The organism is Ruegeria sp. AL11 (genome assembly GCF_056540865.1).
Window position 1 is genome coordinate 288,862 of the sequence record NZ_JBQFXO010000003.1, and the last position, 23,985, is coordinate 312,846.

The window sequence follows — 23,985 nt, forward strand, 5'->3', positions numbered from 1 at the left end:
ATGCTAGAGGTCCTGAGACACCGAATGTTCAGGGCAAGGGCAGAGTATGAAACTGGAATTCCATCACATCAACTTCGTCGCCGATGATGTTGATCGCATGCACGATTTCTACACCAACGTGCTGGGGCTGGATGACATCCCGCAGGACAATTTCCCGAGGACCGAGGCCGATGAGGACAGCGGTTATGACGGCAAGATCCGCTTTGCGACCGAGGGCCATATGCAGATGCATCTGGCTGAACGCGCCTTTGACGTCGCCTTCAAGAACGGGCAAGTGATCAACCCGGTGGAACGCGGCCATATCGCCTTTCGTACCGACGATCTGCCAGCGTTCCTGAAGCTGCTGGACGAGCGCGGCATCCCCTATTCTGACTACGGCACCACCTTCGCGAAAGAATGGCATCAGGTCTTCTTTCAAGACCCCGAGGGCAACGTGATCGAGGTTCATCAACAGGTCGACCCGAGCTAATAATCACAAAAAGGCCCGCGCACTCAGGTCGTGCAGCGGGCCTTTGAAAGAGTAGTTGGGCGGGAAGTCCGACCAAGCGTGGCGGTTCAGACGAATCTGTTGACGTAGTTCTCGAGAATTTCCTGACGACCGGAGCGAGGCTGCGGGTTAATATCCTCGGCCAAGACGCGGGCCGTGATTTCATCCAGACCAGAGGACAGCATGGATTGTGCAGTGTCCGACGACCATCCCGCGTATCTGTCCACCAGCGCGGCTTCTAACCCGCCATCTTCGATCATGGCGGCGGCCGCTTTCAATCCGCGCGCGCAGATATCCATACCACCCACATGTGCGGCGATCAGATCCTCGGCGTCGATCGACTGACGCCGGATCTTCGCGTCGAAATTGGTGCCGCCCGTGGTGAAGCCTCCGGCCTTGAGGATATGATAGTAGGCCAATGCGACCTCGGGCGTATTGTTAGGGAATTGGTCCGTATCCCAACCCGACTGATAGTCGTTGCGGTTCATATCTATGGAACCCAGCATGCCTTCGGCCGTCGCAGTTGCGATCTCATGCTCAAAGCTGTGACCGGCCAGAATGGCGTGCCCCTGTTCGAGGTTCAGCTTGACTTCGTCCTCAAGGCCGTACTTGCGAAGGAAGCCAATGCAAGTGGCAGCGTCGAAGTCATACTGATGCTTGGACGGCTCCTGCGGTTTGGGTTCAACCAGAATGGCGCCCTTAAAGCCGATCTTGTGCTTGTACTCGACCACCATGTTCAGGAACCGGCCCATGTGATCAAGCTCAGCCCCCATATCGGTGTTGAGCAACGTCTCATAGCCTTCACGCCCGCCCCATAGGACGTAGTTCTCGCCCCCCAGCTTGTGGGTCGCGTCGATGCAGGATTTCACCGTGGCGGCAGCAAAGGCAAACACGTCCGGATCAGGGTTCGTGCTGGCACCGCCCATCCAGCGGCGATGGCTGAACATATTGGCCGTTCCCCAAAGCAGCTTGGTTCCCGAGACCTGCATCTTCTCACCGATATAGTCAGTGATCTCTTCCAGAGTTCTCAGGTTATCAGCGTAGTTGCCCTGTTCAGGTCGGATGTCCGCATCGTGCCAGCAGAAATAGGGCTGCCCGAGAATGTCGAACATCTCGAACGCGATGTCGGCTTTCATCTTGGCCCGGCCCATATCATCCTGCGGATGCCAGGGACGCTCAAGCGTCGGGCCGCCAAATGGATCGCCGCCTTCCCAGGCAAACGAGTGCCACCACGCGACGGCGAAACGCAGGTGATCCTCCATGCGTTTGCCCATGATGACTTCATCCGGATCGTAGTGACGGAAGGCGAGCGGGTTCTTGCTGTCTTCGCCCTCGTACCGGATCTTTTCGATCTCTTGAAAAAAACCACTCGCCATTGTCTTCCCTCACTCAGTCTTTTCGCCGGGCTTTTTGCCCAGAATGATCATCGACAGCAGGTCATCATCGGTGACATCGGGGATGTCGACGGTTCCGACCAATTGACCGTTCTTCATGACCGAAGCCCGATCACACAGTTCCATCACAGCATGCACATCATGGTCGATCAGGAAAATCCCAATCCCCTGCGCCTTGAGCTTCTGGATCAGTTCCGCAACCATCTGGGTCTCATGCGGTCCCAATGCGGCTGTGGGTTCATCCATGATCAGGATGCGCGCGTTGAAATACACCGCCCGGGCAATCGCAACCGACTGACGCTGACCGCCAGACAGGGCCGAGACCGGGTCATTGAACTTCTGGAAATTCGGGTTCAGCTGGCCCATGATCTTGCGGCACTCGGCCTCCATCGCGGCATCGTCGACCAACCCCATCGGTGTCACCATCTCGCGCCCCAGAAACAGGTTCGAGCTGGCGTCGAGGTTATCGGCCAAAGCGAGCGTCTGATAGATCGTCTCGATATTGTTGGCCCGCGCGTCCCGAGGGTTGTTGATCTCGACCTTTTCACCGTCGATCCGGATCTCGCCGCTGTCCATCTGGTAGGCGCCGGACAGGACCTTGATCAGCGTGGACTTCCCTGCCCCGTTATGGCCCAGCAGGCCCACAACTTCGCCGGGGTAGAGGTCGACCGACACGTGATCCACCGCCTTGATGCCCCCGAAGGAAATCGAGATGTCGTTCATTTCGACCAGAGGCGGCTTGCCAGAGCCGCGACCCGAATTTGTGTTCTGCGTTTCTTCAGCTTGCATCATTTCGCTCCCAAACGTTTGCGATAGACGATGTCGATGTAGACAGCCAGGACGAGCACAGCACCGACGACGATGTTCTGGAACGGTGCATCCACACCGACCATCGCCATCCCCGATTGCAGCGCCTGCATGATCAGGGCCCCCAGGATCGCACCATAGATCGTCCCCAGACCACCGGACAGGGCGGTCCCGCCAATGACGGCTGCAGCAATTACACGAAGCTCATCCAGCGTACCAATGTCGTTCGAGTGGTTGGCCAGACGGGCGGAAGCCACAACAGCGGACAGCGCACACAAGAAACCCATCAAGGCAAAGATCTTAACGGTCATCATACGGGTGTTGATGCCAGAAAGCTCAGCCGCGTCGGGGTTGCCGCCAGTTGCAAAGATGTAGCGACCGAACCGGGTCTTGCGGGCCACGACGGTCAGTGTGACTGCCACCAGGATCAGGATCAGAACCGAGATCGGGATGCCGTAGCCGACGACCAGACCCTCGGGCATGATCTCACCACGCGCTTCGAACATACGCTCGAGCCGACGGGTCGGGATGGCGTAGCTGTTGACGATGAAGACATAGCCCATGATCGCGATGCCGATGATCCCGGCCAGCGTTGTTTCCGCCCAGACGGGCTTGACCGGGAAACCATGTGCGGCCTTGGACCGGCGCGCACTCCACAGCGCCCAGATCGCGGCGGCTGTGGCGGCAAGGCCGAACAGAAGACTGGCCGTGGTGCCAAGCGTTCCGTTGGTACCGCCAAACATCAGGAATGTGCTGTCCAGCGGGCCAATGGTCTGGCCATCGGTCATATACCAGGCGACGTTACGCCAAACCAGAAACCCACCGAGGGTCACGATGAAGGCGGGAATTGTCAGGTACCCGATCATCCAGCCTTGAAAGGCCCCGATAAGGGTTCCAACCGCAAGCCCAACGACCAGAGTGATCGCCCATGTGGCCGGGTTGTTCAAGCCCATGCCCAGCATGTTCGGCAGAAGCTCGGTCTGGGTCATAGCCATCACAGCGGACGTCGTCGCCAGCAAAGCGCCGACAGAAAGGTCGATGTGGCGCATCACGATGATGAACACCATGCCACAAGCCATGATCGCAACCGACACGGTCTGAATGGACAGGTTGAACAAGTTGCGGGGGGTCAGGAAACGCCCTTCCGTGACTATATTGAACCCGATGCAAAGGATGATAAACGCGCCGATCATACCCAATAGCCGCATATCCAGCTCAAGCTGCTGGAACAAGTTTTGCTTGCTTTTCTGGGGTACCGGCTGAGACGAAGTTTCGGTCATATCCGATCTTTCATGTTCAGCGATTGGGATCCCGGCCCGCCTGCGCAGGCCGGGAATTATGGTAGTTTAGTTACAGGGGGCTGGGCCGTTTTCCACGCCCTGGCACAGGTCTTCCAGCGGAATCCAGCCTGCGTCCACAACAACCGAGAGGTTGTCTTTTGTGATCGGAACCGGTGCCAGGAAGACCGAAGTCATCTCGGTGCCACCGGGCGACGTCCAGCTGACCGCGCCTTCAACATCTCCTGCAGCAGTGCCACCGCTCAGCGCGACTGCGATCTCGCCTGCGGCTTTGCCCAGTTCACGCGCGTCTTTCCAGACGGATACGGTTTGAGTGCCCAGTGCGACGCGGTTCAGCGCGGCATGGTCACCGTCCTGACCCGAGACAGGGATACCTTCCATGCCCTGCGCCGTCAGCGCAGCAACAACACCACCGGCAGTACCGTCATTCGAGGCAACCACGGCGTCCACGTTGTTTTCGTTTGCCGTCAGGATCTGCTCCATGTTGCGCTGTGCGTTCGCGGGCAGCCAGCCATCGGTATAGGCTTCGCCGACGATCACAACATCACCACTGTCGACAGCGGCCTGAATGATCTCTTGCTGACCGCCACGCAGGAAATCTGCGTTCGGATCAGTCGGAGAGCCTTTGATCATGACGTAGTTGCCCTTGGGCATCTCTTCGAACACCGCGCGGGCCTGCATGCGGCCAACTTCGACATTGTCGAAGGTCAGGTAGAATGCGCGGTCATCTTCGATCAGGCGGTCATATGCGATAACCGGGATACCCTCGTCTGCGGCGGCCTGAACAGCCGGGCCAATCGCCTGTGAGTCCTGCGCGAGGATGATCAGAGCGTCCACGCCCTGCGCGATCAGGCTTTCAATGTCCGACAGCTGTTTGGCAGAAGACGACTGCGCGTCGGCAGAGATATACTCGGCCCCACCTGCCTCAAGCGCGGATTTGATCGCGGCTTCGTCAGTCTTCCAACGCTCTTCCTGAAAGTTCGACCAGCTGACGCCGACGACGGTTTCAGCAAAGGCAGCAGTGCCCATAAGGGCCGCTGCGACTGAAATGCTTAGGAATTTCTTCATGCTTTCCTCCCGGTTGTTCGAGTCCCTTCGAAGTGATTCGAGGACTTCACCTACCTGAGTAGCACATTTATTTCAGTCGGCAAAATATTTATGCTATCGCTAACATGGGAATCTGACTAAGGTGAATGCCAAGATGAGATTCGCGAGGGCAAGATGCTGAAAAACAAAGCCTCTTCTATCTCTACCGAGCAGCGGAACGTAACGCGGCTGCGCGTGCTGGAGCATATCCGCCGCAAGGGGGCGATCTCGCGCATTGATATTGCCGGTGCTTTGCAGACCAGCCCCGCCACCGTCACCACCGCAACGGCAGACCTGTTGTCTGCAGGGCTGATCCACGAGGTTGAAGGCGACCCTCAATCCGGATCTGCGCGGCGCGGGCGGCCCCGTGTTTTGCTTAAATTGAACGGTGGATCATTGCTGATCGCGGGATTCAAAGTCACACGCCACTATGTCTCGGTTCTGATCGCAGATTTCGAAGGGCTCGAGATTGCGTCGATCAAATACCCTCTGGTCGAAGCCTGCATGACCCCGCTCGACTTTGCCCGAACCATCCGAAAAGCGCTGGAAAGCGCCTGCGCGGCTACGTCCGTTTCAATGTCGGATATCGCAGGGGTCTCGATCGGGATCGCGGGCCTGATTGATGCCGAGCATAACTTTGTCCATTGGTCCTCCTCGATCTCGGAACGGAACGTGCCACTTGGCCCGCTTCTGCAGCAAGAGGTTGATTGCCCAGTATTCATTGAAAACGACGCCAATCTCGTTGCAAAGGCGGAACAATTGTTCGGGCTCGGCAAAGGTTTGCGGAACTTCCTTGTCATTACGATAGAACACGGAGTCGGCCTAGGGATCGTGCTGGGCGGCAAGCTCTACCGGGGTGAGCGCGGATGCGGGGCTGAATTTGGACATACCAAGGTGCAACTGGATGGGGCGCTCTGCCAATGTGGACAGCGCGGGTGTCTTGAAGCCTATGTCGGGGAATATGCCCTGATCCGAGAGGCCTCTATTGCTGGTCAGGATCGCGACCAGATCACCATTGCCGATCTGCTTGACAACGCGCAGTCCGGTGATCAACACGCCTTGTCCGTGCTAGATCGGGCCGGTCAGATATTCGGCATGGGCGTTTCGAACCTGATTAATCTATTCGATCCCGAATGTATCATCATCTCGGGCAGTCAGGTCAGCTTTCAGCATCTCTATTCCGACAGCGTGATGGAGCGGATACGTAAGGGGGTCGTTCACGTCGATGCCCCCTTGCCCGACATCAAGGTCAACCAGTGGGATGACACCATGTGGGCCAAAGGCGCCATTGCCTATGCCATCGAGCAGGTCTCAACCTTGAAGATTCGCGAGATGCCGGCCCATGCATCGTGAATGCGTCCTCCTACTGGCAAGCACCACTGTTGTTGCGGCCGATCAGCCCGTACCAAGCTTTCAGCAGATCGTGGTTGCCGAACATGTCTATGACGGCGGTTGGGAACACTTCGTGGGCGGAGGAGTTGCGGTGTTCGACTGCAATGGCGACAGCCTCCCCGATTTCTTCACCGCTGGTGGGTCAAACCCGTCTCAACTGTTCCGCAACACCTCGGACGGCGACCTGTCTTTCCGCGTCGACACGCCAGAGGCCCTGTCCCTGACCGGTGTGACCGGGGCTTATCCTTTGGATGTCGACGGCGACGGCTTTCAGGATCTGGCGGTTCTGAGGGTTGGTGAAGACCTTTTGCTACAAGGCCAGCCTGACTGCCAATTTGCCCCTTTTGCCGATTTGAACTTCCAATCAGATGATCATTGGACCACTGGTTTCTCGGCCACGTGGGAGGACGGCGAGACGCTGCCAACGCTGGCCTTCGGAACCTATGTCGACCGTTTTGATCCTGAGGGGCCGTTCGAGACCTGCGGTCCGACGCTCCTCTATCGTCCCGAAGGATCAGGATACGGCGCACCAACGCCGCTGGAGCCCGGCTACTGCTCTTTGTCGATTTTATTCTCCGACTGGGCACGCACGGGTCGGGCGGACCTGCGGGTCAGCAATGATCGCCACTACTACGTGCGCGGCGGGCAGGAGCAGCTCTGGGCGATGGAGGCTGCACCGCGGCTGTACACCGAAGACGACGGATGGCTGCCCTACTCGATCTGGGGAATGGGGATCGCCTCGCGCGATCTGACGGGGGACGGGTTTTCCGATGTCTACCTAACGTCGATGGGCGACCAGAAGTTTCAAGTGTTTGACCCCTCAAACGACAGCCCGACCTGGCGCGATGCGACCTATGAGAAAGGCACCACCGCGCACAGACCGCATGTCGGCGGCGACGGGAGACCTTCGACCGGATGGCATGCGCAATTCGGAGACGCCAACAACGACGGGCTGGACGATATTTTCGTGACAAAAGGCAATGTCGAACAGATGCCTGTCGCGGCTTTAAACGACCCGAATAACCTGATGCTGCAACAGCCTGATGGCTCGTTTGTCGAAGCCGGCGCCGAGGCGCGCGTGGCCTCGATGGCCAAGTCGCGCGGCGGCGCTTTGGTTGATCTGAACAATGATGGCCAACTGGATCTGGTGGTCGTCAACCGGGGGGCGCCGTTGGAGGTTCACCAGAACACAACTACCGCTGGAAACTGGGTTCTAGTCGATGTCTCTCAGAACACCTCCAACCGTGCTGCGGTGGGCGGGTTTATCGAGATGCGAACGCCGTCGGGCTTGCAGACCCGCGAAATCACCATTGGCGGAGGCCATGCGGGGGGGACGTCAGGCCTGCATCATTTCGGATTGGGACCGGCTGAGGCAGTCGAACTTCGGATGATCTGGCCGGATGGTTCCACAAGCGACTGGCATGCGTATGACGCCAACCAGATCATCCGCCTCCATCACTGATCCACAGGCAGCCCACTGGGAACGGTTTCGGGAACACCAAGCCTCAGGGCTGGGTCTTCAAGGGTGTTCAGAAAACTGAGGATCGCGTCGACCTCATCATCGCTCAACGCAACCGGTTCAAGGCTGTTGGCGGCGGCGATTGCTTCGGTTGTTTCGTCCAAGGCACGCTGATCATTTGCACCCTGAAACGCGGGCAGACGTGCCTGTTCCAGCGAATACCGCTGCAACGACCCCACCGGATCAAGGTGGTGGCGCACCACATCCTCCAACTCGGCATAGGCACCGCTGTGACCATACGGGGCGGTCAGGGTCACATTGCGCAGTGACGGTGTACGGAAGGCAAAGGCATCGTCGGCCTCACCAGTCACCCGCATGCGACCATCGTCGCGCGAGTGATTTTCGAACCGCGCAGCTTTGCCCGGCCCGATCTGAGGCATCGCGATAGCATGGAACGCGTGATCCGTCTGGAGCCATCCGGAATGGCAGGAACTACACCCAGCCTCGCCATAAAACAGATCCAACCCTGCCTGCGCCTCGGGCGGCAGCTCGGCTTCTCCGCGCATCGCCTGATCAAAAAGGCTGTTGTCGGCCCGCCATTCGAAGGCAATGAAATCAGCTATGACGTTGGCAATCGTCGTGAAGGTGATCTCCTCCCCCGGCAGAACGTCTTCGAACCGCTCCTGATATTCGGGAATGGCCGCGACACGCGCGGCGATCAGGTCCCAGGCCCCGCCCTCTTGCGCCAGCAGACCCAGACGCACTGCTTTGCTGATTTCATTCTCGGAGTAATGCCCGGCCATCTCGTCCGGCGACAGCACCGGGAACATGGCCTGCGCCGCGAGGGCGGATTTGAACCCTGGCCGCATATGCGTGCCCAGCGGAGTGCGGATGCCGTTGGGACGGCTCGGGTCGGCCTCAAGCCGTCCGTCATGGAAAAAGACCGTGAACTCGTCCGCGCCGAGGTTCCACAAGGCCGGAGAGTTGCGGGGAATGCGCTGTTCCGGGCGGTTTTCGGGATCCAACGCACGTGTCACTCCCAGCCCGATGCCGCCCTCACCCACGCCCAGCGACAACCCGTCGGACGTGCCCAGACGCGGATGGTGACACGACCCGCAGCTGATGTTGCGATTTCCCGACAGGATCGGATCGTAAAACAGCAACTGCCCCAGCTCGACAACGGCGAGATCGGGTTCCGCGAATTCGGGAGGTGGGCCAAGCTCTAGCGCTTGTGCGGCCGAGGCCAATCCCATCATTCCAATCGCCGAAAATACCCTCATGCCTAAGTCCCTGTGAGTTTGAGTGTAAGTGTCTGATGATAGGGCCGCTCAGGTGAGAAAACCATGCTGGGGAACGCGTCGATATTGGGCGCGTTGGGATAGCCTGATGGCTCAATACACAGACCAGCGCCTGCGTGAAACGGTGCCCCCAGTGAACCAGCAGTATAGACCTGCGCCCCGATCTGATTAGAGAATACACGCACTCCAAGCCCATTTGCGGCGTCAATCGTAACGATTGGCTGCTGCGCATCGCGATTACTGTCGAACACGTAGAAATGATCGACCTTTTTGTCCGGGCCGCCCGGTTGCGTGAAATCCAGCGGCGTGTGTTGTACGTCTTGCATGTTGCCGGTCGGCACACCCTGCGCATCGGTCTCCAGCACATGCGCTGCATTCACCTGCAGGGTAAAATCCTCAACCCCCACAAGACTGCCCAGCGTATAGTAGTTATGCTGCGCAATGCTGATCGGCGTTGGCCGGTCCGGCTGGGCCGTAATGGTATAGGTCAGATTGGGAAAATTGAGCGAGACGTGCAGCACGAACCTGACCTCGCCCGGAAAGCCGCCTTCGCCATCGGGTGAAAGGTAACTCATCACCGCCTCACGATCCGAAAGCTGCTGCAGTGTCCAGATTTGGCGAGACAGGCCCTCGTCCCCACCATGCAGTGTGTTGGCACCCTCGTTCGGACCCAGCCGGTATCGCGCACCCGCGAGGTCAAAGCTCGCGCCCTTGATCCGGTTTGCCACCCGCCCAACAATCGCCCCGTGATAGAACGGATCTTCCAGATAGGCCTCAGGTTCGTCATAGCCGAGGATCAACGACGTATCACCAATCCACCACCCTTGGGTGATCGCGCCATAGTTAAGGAGGCTGACGGACATGTCTTTGTCTTGCAACCGCACCTGTTCAATCTGCAAATCGCCTCCCCTTTTCCCCAGCGGGTCGCGCAGTGTCGCGACAACTCCGGTCCTATCCAAAGGCAAACTTGAAGACCGACCCAAGTTACTGCGCTCATATGACCGCCGAACAGGTCCCAACTCCACCCAAGGCGGCGGATGCCTTAGCGTTTACGTCTGAATGGCGGCTGCTCGCGCCTCAAAGTTAGCGCTATCATAGATATTGTTGAACGCCTAGACCAGATGAAAATTGCTTTTTTATCCGCACTAAATGGCACTTACTTTCCTTGAGGCAGGGCACCCCAAACAGCGCGATCACGACCCCGCTGGTTGGCCAAGGATCACGTTTGCGCGGCCACGTTCCGGGCGACCAGTTCCTTGTAGAGCGCGCGAATCTGCAATGTCATCGGACCAGCCTTGCCCTCTCCGATCTGTTTGCCGTCGATCTCGGCCACTGGGGTTTGCGCGCCGAAGGTGCCGGTCAGAAACGCCTCATCCGCACCGTAGGCCTCGTAGAGTGAGTAGTTCTTTTCTAAAACCGGTATGTCATTGGCGCGGCACAGGTCGATCACCTTCTGCCGCGTCACCCCGTTCATGCAGTAGTCCCCGGTCGAGGTCCAAACCTCGCCCTTGCGCACGACAAAGAAATTGCAGGCGTTGGTGGTGTTCACAAACCCATGAGGGTCCAGCATCAGCCCCTCATCCGCGCCTGCCTGTTCCGCCTGCAAACAGGCGATGACACAGTTCAGTTTGGAGTGGCTGTTGAACTTCGCGTCCTGGCTGGTCGGCAACCCCCGTACCTGTGGCACGGTCGCCAAACGTATCCCCCGCGCGGTCAGCGCTTCGGCGGGTTTGGAGTGTTCGACGATGGCCACAATCGTCGGCCCCCAGCGCGAGAGCTTGGGATGCTGAAACGGCTTGGCCTTGCGACCGCGCGTGATCATCAGTCGCGCGTGAGCATCGGTTGTCGCACCATTGGCGGCAGCGGTGGCGTCCAGAATCTCGCGAATATCCTCACGCGTTTTGCCGATGTCCAGAGACACGGCCTTGCAGCTGTCAAACAGCCGGTCCATGTGTTCGTCAAAAAAGGCCCAGCATCTATCATAGAGCCTCAGCCCCTCCCACATGCCGTCGCCCAGCATGAAGCCGGAATCATAGACCGAAACCTTGGCCTCATCCTTGTGAACCAACGCGCCATCAACCCAGATTTTCAGGTCCTCGTTGCGGGCATCGTATTCCGCGTCGTGGGTTGAGAGTTCAGTTGTCATGCATCACCTTCCAGAACAAGTGCATCCGCTTTGAGCCGCTCATAATATGGCATCGCCGCATCGCAGACGGATTGCAGCGCAGGCGGCAAGGTCGGTAACTCCCCCTCAGCGCCCGCAAAACCGGTTGAGGCATGCACGGCCCCGTACCAGTGGCTGGCCCACACACCGTCCGACGGATGGCCGCCCACAGGCCACGACAACATGGCCGGGTCAAAGGGCAGATCAATTGCCGCACATAGTTTCCGCAACATCTGTTCGGGCGCCTGACGGATATCATAGCTGTCGACGACCACGCCTGCTCCGGTTCGCGCGCGGATCAGATTGTAGATCTCGGCCTGTTGCACAAAACCAATATCCTCTAGCGTCGGGTTTTCGCGTTTTGCGGCATAGCTGGCCAGCACACGCGCGGGGTGGCGGATCAGAAAGATATGTTTCAGCCCATCCATCCAGGGCTGATCCAAGCCCCAAACCATATGCTGGGTCATGTGTTTCTGGTAGATATGCGCCTTACCTTCGGGCGGCTGAGCTGCACAACCCCGCCCGACCTGAAGGGGGTCCGTTTCGCCCTCGGCGATGATCCGATCTCCCATCGGATGATGCAGCCCGGTCTCAGCCAGATAGGCCGCGTAGAACGGCTCATCCCAGACGGCGCAATCGGCGCGCGCGCCAAAGGCATACATCATCGCAGTGGACAGATTTCTGGGGCCAGACCAGCAGGCTATGTTCATTACTCAAGACCCCTCAATCGGCTTGACGGATGGTATCGCGGGCGGGCCGCAGCCCGAAGTTTTAGTATGCGCTACGGTTACATAAGGGCACAACTTCAAGTTCACACATGCCCCCTCTGCTTGTCACAGCAACACCCTGATTTTGTCAACATCGAGTATTCAGACGGACACTGAACCCGGCCTCAAGCAAACGCCAGGTTCACGTCACGGTTTTTCAGGTTGAATTTCGTTACAAATGTAACAATGCTGCAGCAACGACGGGACAATATCATGAAACTCTATTCCTACTGGCGCTCAACGACTTCGTTCCGAGTTCGCATCGCCTTGAATCTCAAGGGCCTCAGCTACGATTACTGCCCGGTCGATCTGGTCGCCGGAGAGCAAGGCTCGGTCCCATATACCGCGCTCAACCCCGGCAAGGGTGTTCCAACTCTGATTCTCGAAGACGGCACGGCCCTGACCCAGTCGCTTGCGATCATCGACTATCTGGAGGCCATCGCCCCAGAACCTCAGCTGCTGCCCGCCCAACCCCTGTTGCGCGCACGAGTCCAAGCCGCTGCGTACACCATCGCGATGGACATCCACCCGGTGAATAACCTGAGGGTTATGACCTACCTCAAATCTCAAATTGGAATGGACTCCGCCGGGCAGACCGCTTGGTTCGACCGTTGGATGACCGAAGGATTTGCCGCCTACCGGGCGCTGTTGCCGCAAAACACCTACTTCAGTTTCGCAGACACCCCAACCCTCGCCGATATCTGCCTTGTCCCCCAGCTCTATAACGCGCATCGCTGGGGGGGGGGGGGGGGGTGGACATGACACGCTTTCCGCGATTGCTCGAGATCGAAAACACGCGCTGTCCCTTACCGCTTTTGATCAGGCGCGCCTGGAAACCCAACCCAGCGCAAGCTGACAAGTTTAAGTAACGGCAATCGGATTATTGTCGTCGGAAAGGAAAGTGCGAATTCTCAACGCGGTTGTGGAGCCACCTGCTCGTTTGTTGTTTTCCCTTGGCACCAAGTTCCCTGAGAACTGTCCGAAATGATACGAAACGATCCGTGGCCACATTCTTCGCAACACCGTAGCGTTTCCAAAATTTCTCTATTAATTTCTATGCTTTCCGCCTGGTTCGGCGATTGGTAACGACAGTTTCGAACACCTCTCTTTCGTGATCAACGACGCTCCGCAGGTCTAGCCGCTTTCCATTGATCTAAACAAACACTTCGTCGACATGCCATTTCAATTTTGGGTATGCCCGCAACTGCTGGATCCGTTTTATCCGAATTTCCGATGCGAAAATCGGGCTAAACCAGTTCCACCACTACCGCACGGTCTTGTGGCTGACTTCGATGCCACGCTCATGCATCAGGTCTCCCACATTCCGAAGCAACAGAGGAAACCAAACACATAGAATCACCGCAAAGAGAATGATTTTTGGGCTGGTTCTAAAACACTTGAAGGGAGCTCGCCTTTAGTGAGCAGGAGCTACGAAAGCCCCTTGCCCGACCCTAGACTAGTTCCTCCTACAAGACCTTTATTTTGGTTCAGCAAGTAAGGGGCCACTACAAAAGAATCTCGTATCGCTAGCTTTGGATCACCGAATTACGTGAACCGAACACTTGGCATGATGCACGACTCTGTTCGCAGTGGAGCCTAGAAATATGTCCTCGAATCCTGGCTTGTGTGACGCTAAGACGATGCAATCAACGTCGTTCTGATTTGCGAAGTCGACAATAGCCCTACCCGCGTGCCCAGAGATGAGCTGTACCTTCGCGTCTGAAATTTCAGAGGCAGTCTGATGCAGGTTTTCCAATATCTCATGCCGCGTATGTGCCAGCACTTCGCTTGGAATCTGAGACCCTACATATGCCGGAATAGGTTCTTGGACGTGCACAACGGTGAAAACAGCGTCGGCATCAGCCAATTGGCGCGCGGCCTCAAACGATGCTTGTGTGTCGTGTTCTTTGTCCAGAGCAACCGGGATCAGGATATTCTTGTACATTTGACCTCCTATCTACTGCTCAGATGACTTCAGTTTGGTATTTCGGCAGCAGGAAACCTACACAGGCTCAGACTTTGAAGATTTCCCCGCACTCTTTGTAGCGGCTGCAACATCGCCAACTGTTTTCTCGACAGCTTCAGCTTCGGTTTCAGCGACATAAGATGCACAACGGGACACGGTTTCGAACCATTCCTGCGCGTCAGCAACCAACCGCTCAGCCGAATGGCGCTGCCATTCTGCCATGCTCTGAAAGGCTTTCGATGGATCGGACGGGTTTGCCGAAGACACATTGCGTGCAGCTTGCAAAGCCGTCCGAACCGCTTCATGACGCCGTTCGAACCAATGCTGCGCAAAGGCCTCTGTTTCCTCGAGCAATTTTTCTTGCGCGTCCCAAAATTGTTCGATCTGGGCTCCGAAGGCCGGATTGCCAGACATGGGTGGCTGCATTTGCCTGAAAACTTCCAATAGTGAGGTCGGGCTATTTGTGTTGGATTTCTTTGTCGGCATCGAAAGTTCCTCCTCATTTCCTGAATGAGTTATTGTGCCACTTGCGGCGCGCTTTCGCCTTAATACAGATCAATATCCCTTATTTTTCGGGTCTTCGGCTTAAGCTGCGACAAGACACTCGCATTCTCTCCGACATCGGTTCCTAGAAGGCAGGGTTGGGGTTAGAGTAGTTTAGACAAGAACTTAACGCTCGGATTTCTATGCACATTGCCGGCTTTCTGATTACTCTTGGCGTCCTCTTTCTAGCCGGATTGGCGGCCGACCAAGTAGGTCGGGCCACGCATCTTCCTCGTGTGACAACTCTACTGTTCCTCGGTCTGATCGCCGGGAACGCCGGAATAGGGTTGATCCCACTCGACGTTGCGATGTGGTTCGACGAGATTTCCATTGTGGCCTTGACGATGGTCGCGTTCCTTCTTGGAGGATCTTTGACCCGCGAGAACCTGGTTCGGCACGGCCGAGCCATTCTGACGATTTCGATTTCAATCGTGATTGCAACTCTTGTTATCGTGTCTGCTGGATTGACCGCAATCGGCGTACCCTTCGGGCTGGCATTGGTGCTGGCGGCAATTGCCACGGCTACAGCTCCGGCCGCCATGACAGACGTGATCAAGCAATCTGGAGTGTCTAACAGCTTCACTGAGACACTAAAGGGCGTCGTCGCAATTGATGACGCTTGGGGTCTGATCGTTTTCAGCATCGCCCTGGTTCTGGCCGGTCATTCGGACGGTTGGACCACCGTTACGACCACAGCGATGTGGGATTTCGGAGGGGCTATTTTGTTGGGTACTGCACTAGGCGTGCCATCCGCTTACCTGACCGGCCGCTTGAAACCGGGAGAGCCAATGCAGGCAGAAGCAGTGGGCATAGTTTTTCTTACGGCGGGCCTTGCGCTTTGGCTGGAGGTTTCATTTTTGGTAGCAGGCATGGTCGCGGGGGCCGTCATAGGGAATCTTGCCCGCCATCACGACCGTGCCTTTCATGAGATCGAGCACATTCAGTGGCCATTCATGATTCTGTTCTTCCTGTTGGCTGGCGCCACGTTGGATATCGAAGCCTTCGGCTTGATGGGTTGGGCTGGTGCACTCTTCCTGATCTTGCGCGCCGTGGCCCGCGTTGTCGGGGGTTATTGCGGAGCGAGACTGGGCGGCCTGCCCCGCCATCAGGCCCGCTGGTACGGCCCCGCTTTGTTGCCACAGGCTGGTGTCGCGGTAGGAATGGCCCTCGTCGCCGGAGAGCAATTTCCGAACTGGGCATCGTCCATCATGGCCTTTACTCTTGCTAGCACTGTGGCCTTCGAAGTGTTGGGGCCGCCACTGACTCTCATGTCAATCAGACGCACGGCTGATACGAACTAGCAGATTGGCCAGTGACTATTCAGCCTGAATCGATTCCAAAAAGGCGAGCAAATTCGCCAAGGGCAAGCCTACCATCATTCGTTGCCCATTGGGCAAAGCCACCGCGATTTGTTGGTCTGTCTCAAACACCGCGCCAAAGATCGGCATCTCGCCCCCATGGGCGAGCAATTGTGAACGACCATCAATCTGCTCAGCTATGCGATCTATCGGAAATACTTCGTCGTTTGCGCCCGCCAACTTGGTGAGATCGGGTGTTCGAATAGCCATCATTTCGGCCATCGGCCCGTCTCCAGTCGCTTCGAAACCGTGACATTGCCAGCAATACGTCCGGTACAAATCCCGTCCCTCATCGACGCTGATGTCCTGCGCTAAAGCAGGTCCCGTGACGAACAGTGCCAGTAAAATCCCGCGAACAATCTGCATATGCTCCTCCAATTTGCTGCCCCGGATACAGATCTTATTAAACCGCATCCTTAAGAAACTTCTTTGACCTTGCTCATGTTGCACGCTTAAGCACGAAGATTGCCGTTTCAGCCGAAGAACGTTTGAGCTAGTGCCGTATCTAATCCAGGCTAGCCTCCAACTACGCCAGTTCGTCATTGACCTCACCACCCCTGCGCCCAGACGGCGCTCCTTCCAATGCGTTCAAATGCCAACGAATGCGCCAGAGGTGATAAGACACGCGATGTAACCATCTGAGGGCATCCAGCCGAGCCCAAACCACGTCGTCCGGCAGATTGTCAGTTGCAGCGTCGGAGATGAGCAAGTCTCTGCGAAGTTTCCTCTGTCGCCGCAGAAAACGGCGAAGGCGGTTCAGCGTGTTTTCACACTGCACCGGATCGTCGATCTCTAAATAGCCGTCAGTTGCTGAAATCAACACCGAAGCAAGCCGCTTCAAACGCCGGTCTTTTGGTAGCTCACTTATCCGATCATCTTGGCTACACCGGTAAAGCAGCCGGTCAAGATGGTCGAGGACATGGTACATACCCTTGATGCTGGATATCTCTGCCTCGGACCTGCTGGGCAGTTCAATCTTGTCTAGGTACGAGCGCGCCTCAGAAACAGCTGTCTCAATGTTGTCCCGCCCATAGCCGGGTCCGCTTGGCAGAGATGCCCCCATACATGACCGAAGGTGCCCCACTTCGGCCCTTACAATTTGTTCGACTGAAGCTTTTGCTGCATCCACCGCTATTTCCGGCACCCCAAGAACCAGCGGATCCAGAGATCGCGTTAAGTCAGCACCCCTGTCGGGTACGAGCGCCTCGATAAATCTGGCGAAGGGTTTCGCGAACGGCAAGATCAGCGCTACGCCTATGGCGTTGAAGAAACTATGGAACGCGACAAGCGCAGTCAGTGAGTTTCCGGCCCCCGTCCCACTTACAAAGACCGAAGTAAACGGCCCCAGCAGAAAAAATGCCATTACTCCTGTCATCACATTGTAGATCACATGCGCAAAACCGGTTCGACGCGCCATCGTGCCCCCACCCAAGGTGGCCAGAACAGCGGTGAAAGTTGTCCCCACATCCATTCCAATGACGAGAGCCGCTGCTTGAGGGAAGTTCACGGCACCCGCGCTTAACGCAGCCAACGCTGTTGCTACACCAGCACTCGAAGACTGCGTCACCATCGTGAAAACGACACCGATCAATACAAGCTTCAGCCTGCCCAGTAGTGTATCTGGCGGAAAATCGGCAGGGGTAACTACGCCGCGAAAGGCGTCAAGCCCGGACTTGAGTTGTTCGATTCCAATGAAAATCAAGCTGAACCCGGCCAACGCCAGCCCAAAGCCGGCAACCGCTTTTTTTCCCGAAAGCGCCAGCAAAGCCCCAACAAAAACAACGGGCAACATCACTTGCCCAAGGTCCAGCTTGAACCCCAAGAGCGCGACGAGCCAACCTGTCATGGTCGTTCCGATATTGGCCCCAAAGATGATCCCAAGCGCTTGGGGAAAGGTGAGTAGGCCAGACGCGACAAATCCGACGGCCGCGACGGTCGTCGCGCTCGACGACTGGATCGCAGCTGTCGTAACCGCGCCTGTTACCGCCCCGGTAAACGGTGTCGACGTGAACCGGCCCAAAATATCTCGCAATCGCGCCCCTGCCAACGCCTTCAAACCGTCCGTCATCAACAGCATGCCGATAAGGAACAGGCCGATGCCGCCCAGGGCTGGTAACAGGTTCCAGAGCATTATGAATTGCCTTCCACCCTAAATCTCAAACCGCCTGACATGTTTGCTTTGCCGTTAAGTTCGACGGCAAACGACAGTTGGTTGGGATTCAGCCTCGCAGACCGGCGACCGCTAGTTGATTGACATAGATCAAAGCACCAATAGGAATCACATAGTGAAATACGAATGTTTCAGCTTGTTCTACGTTCACCGGTCTGTCCCCAAGCAAACACAAAGGTGAACGGAATTCTGAAGGAGTGGAAGTTCCACCCACTGGGGGCTCGGCAGAAGTGGTGGCGAGCCCCCAGTTAGTTTATTGGCGCCCTATGCGCGCAAACGTTGAGACACAAGGCATTCGGTGCAGCTTTGACCATCGGATCGCGCCGCTCCGCCAATCGCGGACAAAACTGGGAAGGACGCCACTGACGACGTTCTGAATGAGCAGTTGGTGGAAATCGCTTATGAACTCTGTTGATCCAAACGAACAGAAACTCAGACGAGCCCTTACTACCCCGTTGCTCACGCTCTATGGCCTCGGGGTAACGGTCGGAGCGGGCATTTATGTTTTAGTCGGTGCAACAGCAGACATTGCCGGACCGTTTGCAGCGTTTTCGTTTGTTGTAGCCGCCCTCGTCGTATCACTCACCGCGCTTTCGTATGCTGAACTCGCAACACGGTTTCCCGTCAGCGCAGGTGAAGCAGCCTATGTTGAGGCGGGATTTCAGAAAAGATGGATGGCGGTATTCGTCGGGCTCGCGGTCGCAGCTTCGGGGATTATCTCTGCCTCTGCAGTTGCAATTGGCGCAGCGTCATACCTGCACGCTTTAACCGGTTTTGCGATCCCTGTTTTGACCGTCAGCGTCGTTTTGATCATGGGTCTAATCGCGCTCTGGGGGATCACTGAGTCGGTCTTTGTTGCGGCTGTCATTACGATCATCGAGATCGCAGGCCTTCTCTTTGTGATGGGCTGGGGCATGTCGGTTCAGGATCCGCAGGGATACGGGATCAGTTCGATGCTTCCGCCGCTTGAACTCGACGCGTGGAGAGGAATTTTCGCGGCATCACTTCTCGCCTTCTTCGCATTTGTTGGCTTCGAGGACATGGCCAACGTCGCGGAAGAGGTCAAAGACCCCGTGCGCACCATCCCAAAAGCGATTTTACTAACCCTCGTTCTGGCCACCGTATTGTATCTAGGAACCTCAATGACTGTTCTACTTGTTGTTCCGATCGATGTTCTGTCGACATCTGCAGCCCCCCTCGCGCTTGTGTTTTCAAACGCACCCGAGGTGATCAAACAAGGCTTTTCCGCAGTCGCGATTGTGGCGACAGTCAATGGAGTACTGATCCAGATGATCATGGCCTCACGGGTGATCTACGGCCTAGCTGACCGTGACCATTTGCCGAAGGTTCTGGCGATTGTCCCGAAAGCCACTCAGACACCTGTTGTCGCTACTTTGTTGGTCGTCGCAATCATCGTTCTCCTGACCCAAACTATACCGATTGGGACTCTGGCAGAGCGCACGTCTCAGATCGTTCTAGGTGTCTTTGTACTGGTCAATGTCTCGCTGATCCTGCTGAAGATGAAGCCGGACGAGGCCGCCAAACACTTCCGCGTTCCTCTTGTGGTACCAATCCTTGGGGTGATCACCAGTGCATTGCTTTTCGGATCTGGATTTCTCTAACTAGATACAACGACCCAAAGGCCTCAACGAGCTGCCACGGCATATGACGACTGACCAAACTTCCATAGGATCAAAGCTTTCGGCCTGGTGGCATAGAACGTTTGTGGATCTGGCTCAGCAGCTGCAATGGTCTTATTTGCCGCCACTGATGGTCTATTTCGCGGCTGGCGTGTCCGGCCTGACCTCGGTCGTAGGCGCTTTTTTTCTAAAAGATTATCTCGATTTATCCGCCTCTTTCGTTGCAGGACTTGCATTTTGGGCCGGTCTCCCTTGGATCCTCAAAATGCCACTTGGCCATGTCGTGGACTTGTTTTGGCGTTGGAAGTCCTTGCTGATCTTGTTCGGCGCATCCTTGATCACATTGTCTTTGCTCACAATGTACGGTCTCGTGACCGCGCCTGCACAGATGTCCAAGTTCATGCCGTTGGAAGACTGGTATGTTGTTGCCCTCCTCTTGGCGCCTTCCGGCTATGCCATTCAGGATGTTGTCGCTGACGCCATGACTGTTGAGGCGGTCCCAAAGGTTGACCAGCGCGGCCTACCGTTTACGCCAGAAGAAACCCGTGCTCAGCACACGACGATGCAAACCTTGGGCAGAGTTTCGATCATTTCCGGGTTCGCGGCGGTTGCGGCTGTAAACATCTGGATATTCTCTGGAACCGAAGAACTGCAAAAATCTGAACGCCTTGCGCTTTATGGCCAAGTATACCTGATAGCTCTGGCCATCCCGGTGTTGTCCGTCAGTGGAGTGGTTCTTCACAGCTTTATCCAGCGTCAGCTTGTCAAGCGCGGCCACCCCCCTCACACACCGGATGAAGTCACCGAAGTCAAATGGTCCATATTGCTCGGCGGTCTTGCATTCGTTTTACTTAGCATCGTGCTGGGAACCGCGGATTTCGAATTTGCGCAAGAGACCGTTTTTGCGGTTTCCCTGACGGTGATCCTTTACCTCATGTCGCGTCTGCTGAAAGAGCTGGAACCGGCCCAAGCCAAAGCCCTTATCGGGACAGCGACAATCATTTTTGTATTCCGCGCCGTTCCTCTGCCAGGACCAGGCCTGACATGGTTTGAAATCGATGAACTGGGGTTCGATGAACAGTTCCTGGCAATCCTGGCTTTGTTGACTTCGATGCTGGCCCTGCTCGGGTTAATCGTCCTTCGACCATTTATGGCCAATCGCTCCATTGCGCATGTGGTGGTGTTGCTGACGATTGCGGCGGGCGTACTCGCCCTACCCAACCTTGCCCTCTACTACGGCGTGCACGAATGGACGGCGGCGCGTACCGGCGGAGTTGTCGACGCAAGATTCATAGCCATTCTTGACACAGCCGTTGAGTCGCCGCTTGGACAGATCGCCATGGTCCCGATGTTGGCTTGGATTGCACGCAATGCCCCTGTTCAGTTGAAAGCGACTTTCTTTGCGGTGATGGCATCATTCACAAATATGGCATTGTCGGCCAGCAGCCTCAGCACCAAATACCTCAACCAAACATTCGTCGTCACACGCGCTGTCACAAACCCGGAAACCGGTGAGGTCACGTCAATCGCTGACTACAGTCAACTTGGATACTTGCTGATCTCCGTGGCCGTGATCTCGGTGATCGTTCCACTGATCACAGTGTTTTTCGTTCAAAACTCGCGCTTCCGAACGAGCGAATGATCACTGACTTTCCACCTCTCCCAGCAGAGCTCTGAGATGTGAGACCGGGACGCCGATGTTTGAGCCACCAAACTCGGGCAGGATCGCAGCATTGATGGCAACGACCTCACCCCGCCGATTCAATGCTGGCCCCCCGCTCCCACCGGTCGTGGTCTCGGCGTCATAAACGATGGCGCTCCCACTTGTCCGCGCAACAATCCCCCGGCTTGCTAGCGGGTGTATCTTGCTTTGTGTAGAAAGCCGGGACGCGATCGACCAGAAGTTCAACGTTCCTTCTGCTTCCAGTTCCTCTAGAAAGCCCGGACCGGCCTGCGCGATCAAAGCTTTCAAACCCGTTGGATATCCCAACAGATACAGCTCTTCACCTACGCGCGACGTGGCATCCGCCAAAGGAATTCCGAGGTCCTGAACGCGGCTTGGCTCAACTGCCAAAATCGCCAAGTCTGCCGCGTCGCTGAATCGGACCAGACGCGCCTCTATTGGTTCCGTTTGATCAGGCAAGTAGGCCAGCAGCCTCAACATCTCTGGCTCAAGACCCGCGTCCATCAGCGCTTGCTCTCGGTTCCCTGAAGTCCAAGGCAAAGCGACATGGCGATTAGTGGCCATCAACGGTACCCCAGCAATCAAAAAGCCCGTTCCGGTGAATTGAAATTCTGCGGGTTCGCCGGTCCCGTCCGGTTCGATCCAAGGCTGGCCAAACGGAGTTTTCAGGTTTTCTCCGTTCGGTCCCAACACATGCCGCAAAATTTTGCCGCTTTCCACGTGGCGCAGCCCATAAGCCCCCTGGAGGAAAGCGACGGATCGAATTGACGCAGCGATCACGCGCGTGGGTGCTCCCGCCCGCTGCTCCAACGTTCCAAGACGCTCCTCGGTCGATAAGACCTGGTTCTCAAAAGCGTCACGCAACGAAGCCAGGTCATCAGGGGTAAGTGCGTCTTCTCGCGTCTGGGCGAGCATAACCGCGATCGCTTCGATCTTGCGGGACTCCTGTTCGATACTATCCTCCAAGCGCCGGTCGTTTTGGTAAAGCAGGTACCCAAACCCCGCGACCACAAGAAGCGTCGCAAGAACCGTGATCCTGAACAATATCGTGGTTTGAGAGGCAAGCCGCCGCCCGCTATCGCGTAGGGCACCAGACATCTTTTTAGCGAAAGGTCGGCGGCTCATTCGGGTGTAAGCATATGCATCACTGAGGATATCCTCGACTGTATGGTGCGCGGGAAATGAGTGATCGCACAGCCTGTATCGAGACATAGGACCCTTTTCACCGAACTCGATCATGTCGCCATGCCTAAGAGACGCTAACGAGGCTTTTTCCCCGTTTACCCACACATTGCGCCCAACGGACGCGGTTATCGTGTAACCGTCGTCAGCCCACTGCAGTGTGGCAATATCGTTATCATGTGGAGGCAGGTCGTATTTGGGTCGAATGCTTAACACCCTGCCATCGTCAACAGAAACGGTCAGGGCACTATCGACCAGCCAGTTCACGTTTCCGCGCGAAGGTCCGGTCAGGCTCTCCAGAAAGGCCCGCACCTCACCTTCACCAGCATGTCCTGAGGGTGTCATGCCACTCTCTTCTGGTTTTCGCATTGTGGCCCCCTACCCAAACGCGTGAGGGCATTCTACCACGCTTCAACGCCAAACCCATGGTCTGGTACGAATGTGCAAGAAACACGTTTTTACAAACACTTAAGATGTCCGCCCGGATTCAACCAAAGACACTTTTCAGGCCGCAACTCTAAGAAGGCCGATCCATGATCGACCCTCTACCTTGGCATTTTTATGCACGGCATCGAGCCACCAGACCGTCTATTTCGAAGATACCTTGATCTTACGGCTTGGATCCTGAGGTTCAGTCTTCGGCATTTCTACATGCAGAACGCCCTTGTCGAATGTGGCTGAAATCCTGTCGATTTCTACAGTGTCCGGCAGCGACATGGCTCTGGAAAAGCTGCCATAGCTTCTTTCGCTGACACGCAAATCGCCCGTTTCACCATGCGCAATCTTCTTCTGACCGCTTAAGATAAGCCTGCGGTTCTTGATTTCAATTTCCACATCATCCTCTTCGAGCCCCGGCAATTCAGCCGTCAGGACAATCGCAGAATCCGTTTCTTGGACATCGATTGCCGGTGAAATCGCGCCCGTCATATCAAGAGACGGAAAACCCGTGCGTTGCGCAGCCGTTTCCATCGGCAGGAAGGGTGATCCTCCCCCCAAAAAACGCGACATCAAGGTTTCCATTTCACGCCGAAAGTTGTCAGAGAGCGGATGCATTCCAGTGAAAAGTTGCGGTGACTTTTTGTCTTCCAACATTTTGAGCCTCCTCCTTTGGTCGGATTTCGCGCGCGCAACATTATGACAGGAAAAGCGGTCAAGGACCTTGATCTTGCGCAAGCATGCAACCTCAGCATCAGCCAGACCGAACGCACCGGCTGAACGAACTGAAACGGGAAACTTCGCTCACTAAACTTGCCTCGTCGCGCCGGAGTTAACACCAATCTCAGTAGTCTT

Annotated in this window: 21 protein-coding genes and 1 pseudogene; 7 read left to right on the top strand and 15 right to left on the bottom strand. The window is 56.4% G+C overall.

The window, feature by feature from the left end; translation table 11 throughout:
* Positions 1 to 46: 46 nt before the first annotated feature.
* Positions 47 to 469, top strand: coding sequence for a VOC family protein (locus ACR0IP_RS07120; RefSeq protein WP_170487806.1), 423 nt, complete (start codon positions 47 to 49; stop codon positions 467 to 469).
* Between the two features lie 86 nt (positions 470 to 555).
* Here the strand turns inward: ACR0IP_RS07120 and xylA are convergent, their stop codons facing one another.
* From xylA to xylF, 4 genes are all read right to left on the bottom strand, one after another.
* The gene (gene xylA, locus ACR0IP_RS07125; RefSeq protein ID WP_170689821.1) at positions 556 to 1,863 is read right to left on the bottom strand and encodes a xylose isomerase; all 1,308 of its coding nucleotides are present in this window, start codon (positions 1,861 to 1,863) and stop codon (positions 556 to 558) included.
* 9 nt (positions 1,864 to 1,872) lie between these two features.
* On the bottom strand, positions 1,873 to 2,670 hold the full coding sequence (locus ACR0IP_RS07130; protein WP_480524650.1) for an ATP-binding cassette domain-containing protein: 798 nt from the start codon (positions 2,668 to 2,670) through the stop codon (positions 1,873 to 1,875).
* A complete protein-coding gene (locus ACR0IP_RS07135) occupies positions 2,670 to 3,968 on the bottom strand; it encodes a sugar ABC transporter permease (RefSeq protein WP_170765774.1) in 1,299 nt (432 codons plus the stop codon). Before ACR0IP_RS07135 ends, ACR0IP_RS07130 begins: the two co-directional genes overlap by 1 nt.
* 66 nt (positions 3,969 to 4,034) lie before the next feature.
* Positions 4,035 to 5,054 (bottom strand): D-xylose ABC transporter substrate-binding protein, encoded by a 1,020-nt coding sequence (gene xylF, locus ACR0IP_RS07140; RefSeq protein ID WP_170376202.1) that lies wholly within the window; start codon positions 5,052 to 5,054, stop codon positions 4,035 to 4,037.
* Positions 5,055 to 5,207: 153 nt separating this feature from the next.
* Between xylF and ACR0IP_RS07145 the strand changes: the two genes are divergently transcribed.
* Complete coding sequence (locus ACR0IP_RS07145) at positions 5,208 to 6,425, top strand: ROK family protein (protein ID WP_480524652.1); 1,218 nt, start codon at positions 5,208 to 5,210, stop codon at positions 6,423 to 6,425.
* Positions 6,415 to 7,926: a CRTAC1 family protein gene (locus ACR0IP_RS07150; RefSeq protein WP_480524654.1), complete on the top strand. Its 1,512-nt coding sequence runs from the start codon at positions 6,415 to 6,417 to the stop codon at positions 7,924 to 7,926. The genes ACR0IP_RS07145 and ACR0IP_RS07150 overlap by 11 nt, the downstream gene beginning before the upstream one ends.
* On the opposite strand, the gene ACR0IP_RS07155 is transcribed toward ACR0IP_RS07150, so the two are convergent.
* From ACR0IP_RS07155 to ACR0IP_RS07170, 4 genes are all read right to left on the bottom strand, one after another.
* A complete protein-coding gene (locus ACR0IP_RS07155; RefSeq protein WP_480524656.1) occupies positions 7,920 to 9,203 on the bottom strand; it encodes a cytochrome-c peroxidase in 1,284 nt (427 codons plus the stop codon). The two genes, ACR0IP_RS07150 and ACR0IP_RS07155, sit on opposite strands and share 7 nt — an antisense overlap.
* A gap of 2 nt (positions 9,204 to 9,205) precedes the next feature.
* Positions 9,206 to 10,246, bottom strand: a complete 1,041-nt coding sequence (locus ACR0IP_RS07160; protein ID WP_480524658.1) for an aldose epimerase family protein — start codon at positions 10,244 to 10,246, stop codon at positions 9,206 to 9,208.
* 194 nt (positions 10,247 to 10,440) lie between these two features.
* On the bottom strand, positions 10,441 to 11,367 hold the full coding sequence (locus ACR0IP_RS07165) for an aminotransferase class IV (protein WP_170376192.1): 927 nt from the start codon (positions 11,365 to 11,367) through the stop codon (positions 10,441 to 10,443).
* A complete protein-coding gene (locus ACR0IP_RS07170) occupies positions 11,364 to 12,095 on the bottom strand; it encodes a sulfotransferase-like domain-containing protein (RefSeq protein WP_480524661.1) in 732 nt (243 codons plus the stop codon). Before ACR0IP_RS07170 ends, ACR0IP_RS07165 begins: the two co-directional genes overlap by 4 nt.
* Positions 12,096 to 12,365: 270 nt before the next feature.
* Here ACR0IP_RS07170 and maiA point away from each other — a divergent pair, with 270 nt between their 5' ends.
* Positions 12,366 to 12,914, top strand: coding sequence for a maleylacetoacetate isomerase (gene maiA, locus ACR0IP_RS07175; RefSeq protein ID WP_480524663.1), 549 nt, complete (start codon positions 12,366 to 12,368; stop codon positions 12,912 to 12,914).
* 121 nt (positions 12,915 to 13,035) lie between these two features.
* Here the strand turns inward: maiA and ACR0IP_RS07180 are convergent.
* The 3 genes and pseudogenes from ACR0IP_RS07180 to ACR0IP_RS07190 form a co-directional block, all read right to left on the bottom strand.
* Positions 13,036 to 13,527, bottom strand: a pseudogene (locus tag ACR0IP_RS07180) (DDE-type integrase/transposase/recombinase); the annotation flags it as partial.
* A gap of 162 nt (positions 13,528 to 13,689) precedes the next feature.
* Positions 13,690 to 14,097, bottom strand: coding sequence for a universal stress protein (locus tag ACR0IP_RS07185; RefSeq protein ID WP_170551754.1), 408 nt, complete (start codon positions 14,095 to 14,097; stop codon positions 13,690 to 13,692).
* A 57-nt stretch (positions 14,098 to 14,154) separates the two neighbouring features.
* The gene (locus ACR0IP_RS07190) at positions 14,155 to 14,532 is read right to left on the bottom strand and encodes a phasin family protein (protein WP_480524665.1); all 378 of its coding nucleotides are present in this window, start codon (positions 14,530 to 14,532) and stop codon (positions 14,155 to 14,157) included.
* Positions 14,533 to 14,804: 272 nt separating this feature from the next.
* On the opposite strand from ACR0IP_RS07190, the gene ACR0IP_RS07195 reads away from it, so the two are divergent.
* Positions 14,805 to 15,962, top strand: a complete 1,158-nt coding sequence (locus ACR0IP_RS07195; protein ID WP_480524667.1) for a cation:proton antiporter — start codon at positions 14,805 to 14,807, stop codon at positions 15,960 to 15,962.
* Positions 15,963 to 15,977: 15 nt separating this feature from the next.
* Here the strand turns inward: ACR0IP_RS07195 and ACR0IP_RS07200 are convergent, their stop codons facing one another.
* Both ACR0IP_RS07200 and ACR0IP_RS07205 read right to left on the bottom strand, forming a co-directional pair.
* Complete coding sequence (locus ACR0IP_RS07200) at positions 15,978 to 16,385, bottom strand: c-type cytochrome (protein ID WP_480524669.1); 408 nt, start codon at positions 16,383 to 16,385, stop codon at positions 15,978 to 15,980.
* Positions 16,386 to 16,545: 160 nt separating this feature from the next.
* On the bottom strand, positions 16,546 to 18,150 hold the full coding sequence (locus ACR0IP_RS07205; protein ID WP_480524671.1) for a Na/Pi cotransporter family protein: 1,605 nt from the start codon (positions 18,148 to 18,150) through the stop codon (positions 16,546 to 16,548).
* A gap of 416 nt (positions 18,151 to 18,566) precedes the next feature.
* On the opposite strand from ACR0IP_RS07205, the gene ACR0IP_RS07210 reads away from it, so the two are divergent.
* Both ACR0IP_RS07210 and ACR0IP_RS07215 read left to right on the top strand, forming a co-directional pair.
* Complete coding sequence (locus ACR0IP_RS07210) at positions 18,567 to 19,811, top strand: APC family permease (RefSeq protein WP_480524673.1); 1,245 nt, start codon at positions 18,567 to 18,569, stop codon at positions 19,809 to 19,811.
* A gap of 43 nt (positions 19,812 to 19,854) precedes the next feature.
* Complete coding sequence (locus ACR0IP_RS07215) at positions 19,855 to 21,471, top strand: MFS transporter (protein WP_480524675.1); 1,617 nt, start codon at positions 19,855 to 19,857, stop codon at positions 21,469 to 21,471.
* Here ACR0IP_RS07215 and ACR0IP_RS07220 read toward each other — a convergent pair whose 3' ends face one another.
* Together ACR0IP_RS07220 and ACR0IP_RS07225 are read right to left on the bottom strand one after the other, a co-directional pair.
* Entirely contained in the window at positions 21,472 to 23,040 is a 1,569-nt protein-coding gene (locus ACR0IP_RS07220; RefSeq protein ID WP_480524677.1) for a trypsin-like peptidase domain-containing protein, read from the bottom strand. It abuts the gene before it with no gap.
* A 243-nt stretch (positions 23,041 to 23,283) separates the two neighbouring features.
* Positions 23,284 to 23,787, bottom strand: a complete 504-nt coding sequence (locus ACR0IP_RS07225; RefSeq protein WP_170376171.1) for an Hsp20/alpha crystallin family protein — start codon at positions 23,785 to 23,787, stop codon at positions 23,284 to 23,286.
* Between the last annotated feature and the right edge of the window lie 198 nt (positions 23,788 to 23,985).

Bases quoted from the DNA above. Each gene is read 5' to 3' on its own strand.
- ACR0IP_RS07205 (WP_480524671.1), bottom strand. From the start codon at position 18,150: ATGCTCTGGAACCTGTTACCAGCCCTGGGCGGCATCGGCCTGTTCCTT.
- ACR0IP_RS07135 (WP_170765774.1), bottom strand. From the start codon at position 3,968: ATGACCGAAACTTCGTCTCAGCCGGTACCCCAGAAAAGCAAGCAAAAC.
- maiA (WP_480524663.1), top strand. From the start codon at position 12,366: ATGAAACTCTATTCCTACTGGCGCTCAACGACTTCGTTCCGAGTTCGC.
- ACR0IP_RS07200 (WP_480524669.1), bottom strand. From the start codon at position 16,385: ATGCAGATTGTTCGCGGGATTTTACTGGCACTGTTCGTCACGGGACCT.
- ACR0IP_RS07165 (WP_170376192.1), bottom strand. From the start codon at position 11,367: ATGACAACTGAACTCTCAACCCACGACGCGGAATACGATGCCCGCAAC.
- ACR0IP_RS07120 (WP_170487806.1), top strand. From the start codon at position 47: ATGAAACTGGAATTCCATCACATCAACTTCGTCGCCGATGATGTTGAT.
- ACR0IP_RS07150 (WP_480524654.1), top strand. From the start codon at position 6,415: ATGCATCGTGAATGCGTCCTCCTACTGGCAAGCACCACTGTTGTTGCG.
- ACR0IP_RS07190 (WP_480524665.1), bottom strand. From the start codon at position 14,532: ATGTCTGGCAATCCGGCCTTCGGAGCCCAGATCGAACAATTTTGGGAC.
- ACR0IP_RS07210 (WP_480524673.1), top strand. From the start codon at position 18,567: ATGAGCAGTTGGTGGAAATCGCTTATGAACTCTGTTGATCCAAACGAA.
- xylA (WP_170689821.1), bottom strand. From the start codon at position 1,863: ATGGCGAGTGGTTTTTTTCAAGAGATCGAAAAGATCCGGTACGAGGGC.
- ACR0IP_RS07220 (WP_480524677.1), bottom strand. From the start codon at position 23,040: ATGACACCCTCAGGACATGCTGGTGAAGGTGAGGTGCGGGCCTTTCTG.
- ACR0IP_RS07130 (WP_480524650.1), bottom strand. From the start codon at position 2,670: ATGCAAGCTGAAGAAACGCAGAACACAAATTCGGGTCGCGGCTCTGGC.
- ACR0IP_RS07225 (WP_170376171.1), bottom strand. From the start codon at position 23,787: ATGTTGGAAGACAAAAAGTCACCGCAACTTTTCACTGGAATGCATCCG.
- ACR0IP_RS07155 (WP_480524656.1), bottom strand. From the start codon at position 9,203: ATGAGGGTATTTTCGGCGATTGGAATGATGGGATTGGCCTCGGCCGCA.
- ACR0IP_RS07215 (WP_480524675.1), top strand. From the start codon at position 19,855: ATGACGACTGACCAAACTTCCATAGGATCAAAGCTTTCGGCCTGGTGG.
- ACR0IP_RS07145 (WP_480524652.1), top strand. From the start codon at position 5,208: ATGCTGAAAAACAAAGCCTCTTCTATCTCTACCGAGCAGCGGAACGTA.
- ACR0IP_RS07170 (WP_480524661.1), bottom strand. From the start codon at position 12,095: ATGAACATAGCCTGCTGGTCTGGCCCCAGAAATCTGTCCACTGCGATG.
- xylF (WP_170376202.1), bottom strand. From the start codon at position 5,054: ATGAAGAAATTCCTAAGCATTTCAGTCGCAGCGGCCCTTATGGGCACT.
- ACR0IP_RS07185 (WP_170551754.1), bottom strand. From the start codon at position 14,097: ATGTACAAGAATATCCTGATCCCGGTTGCTCTGGACAAAGAACACGAC.
- ACR0IP_RS07195 (WP_480524667.1), top strand. From the start codon at position 14,805: ATGCACATTGCCGGCTTTCTGATTACTCTTGGCGTCCTCTTTCTAGCC.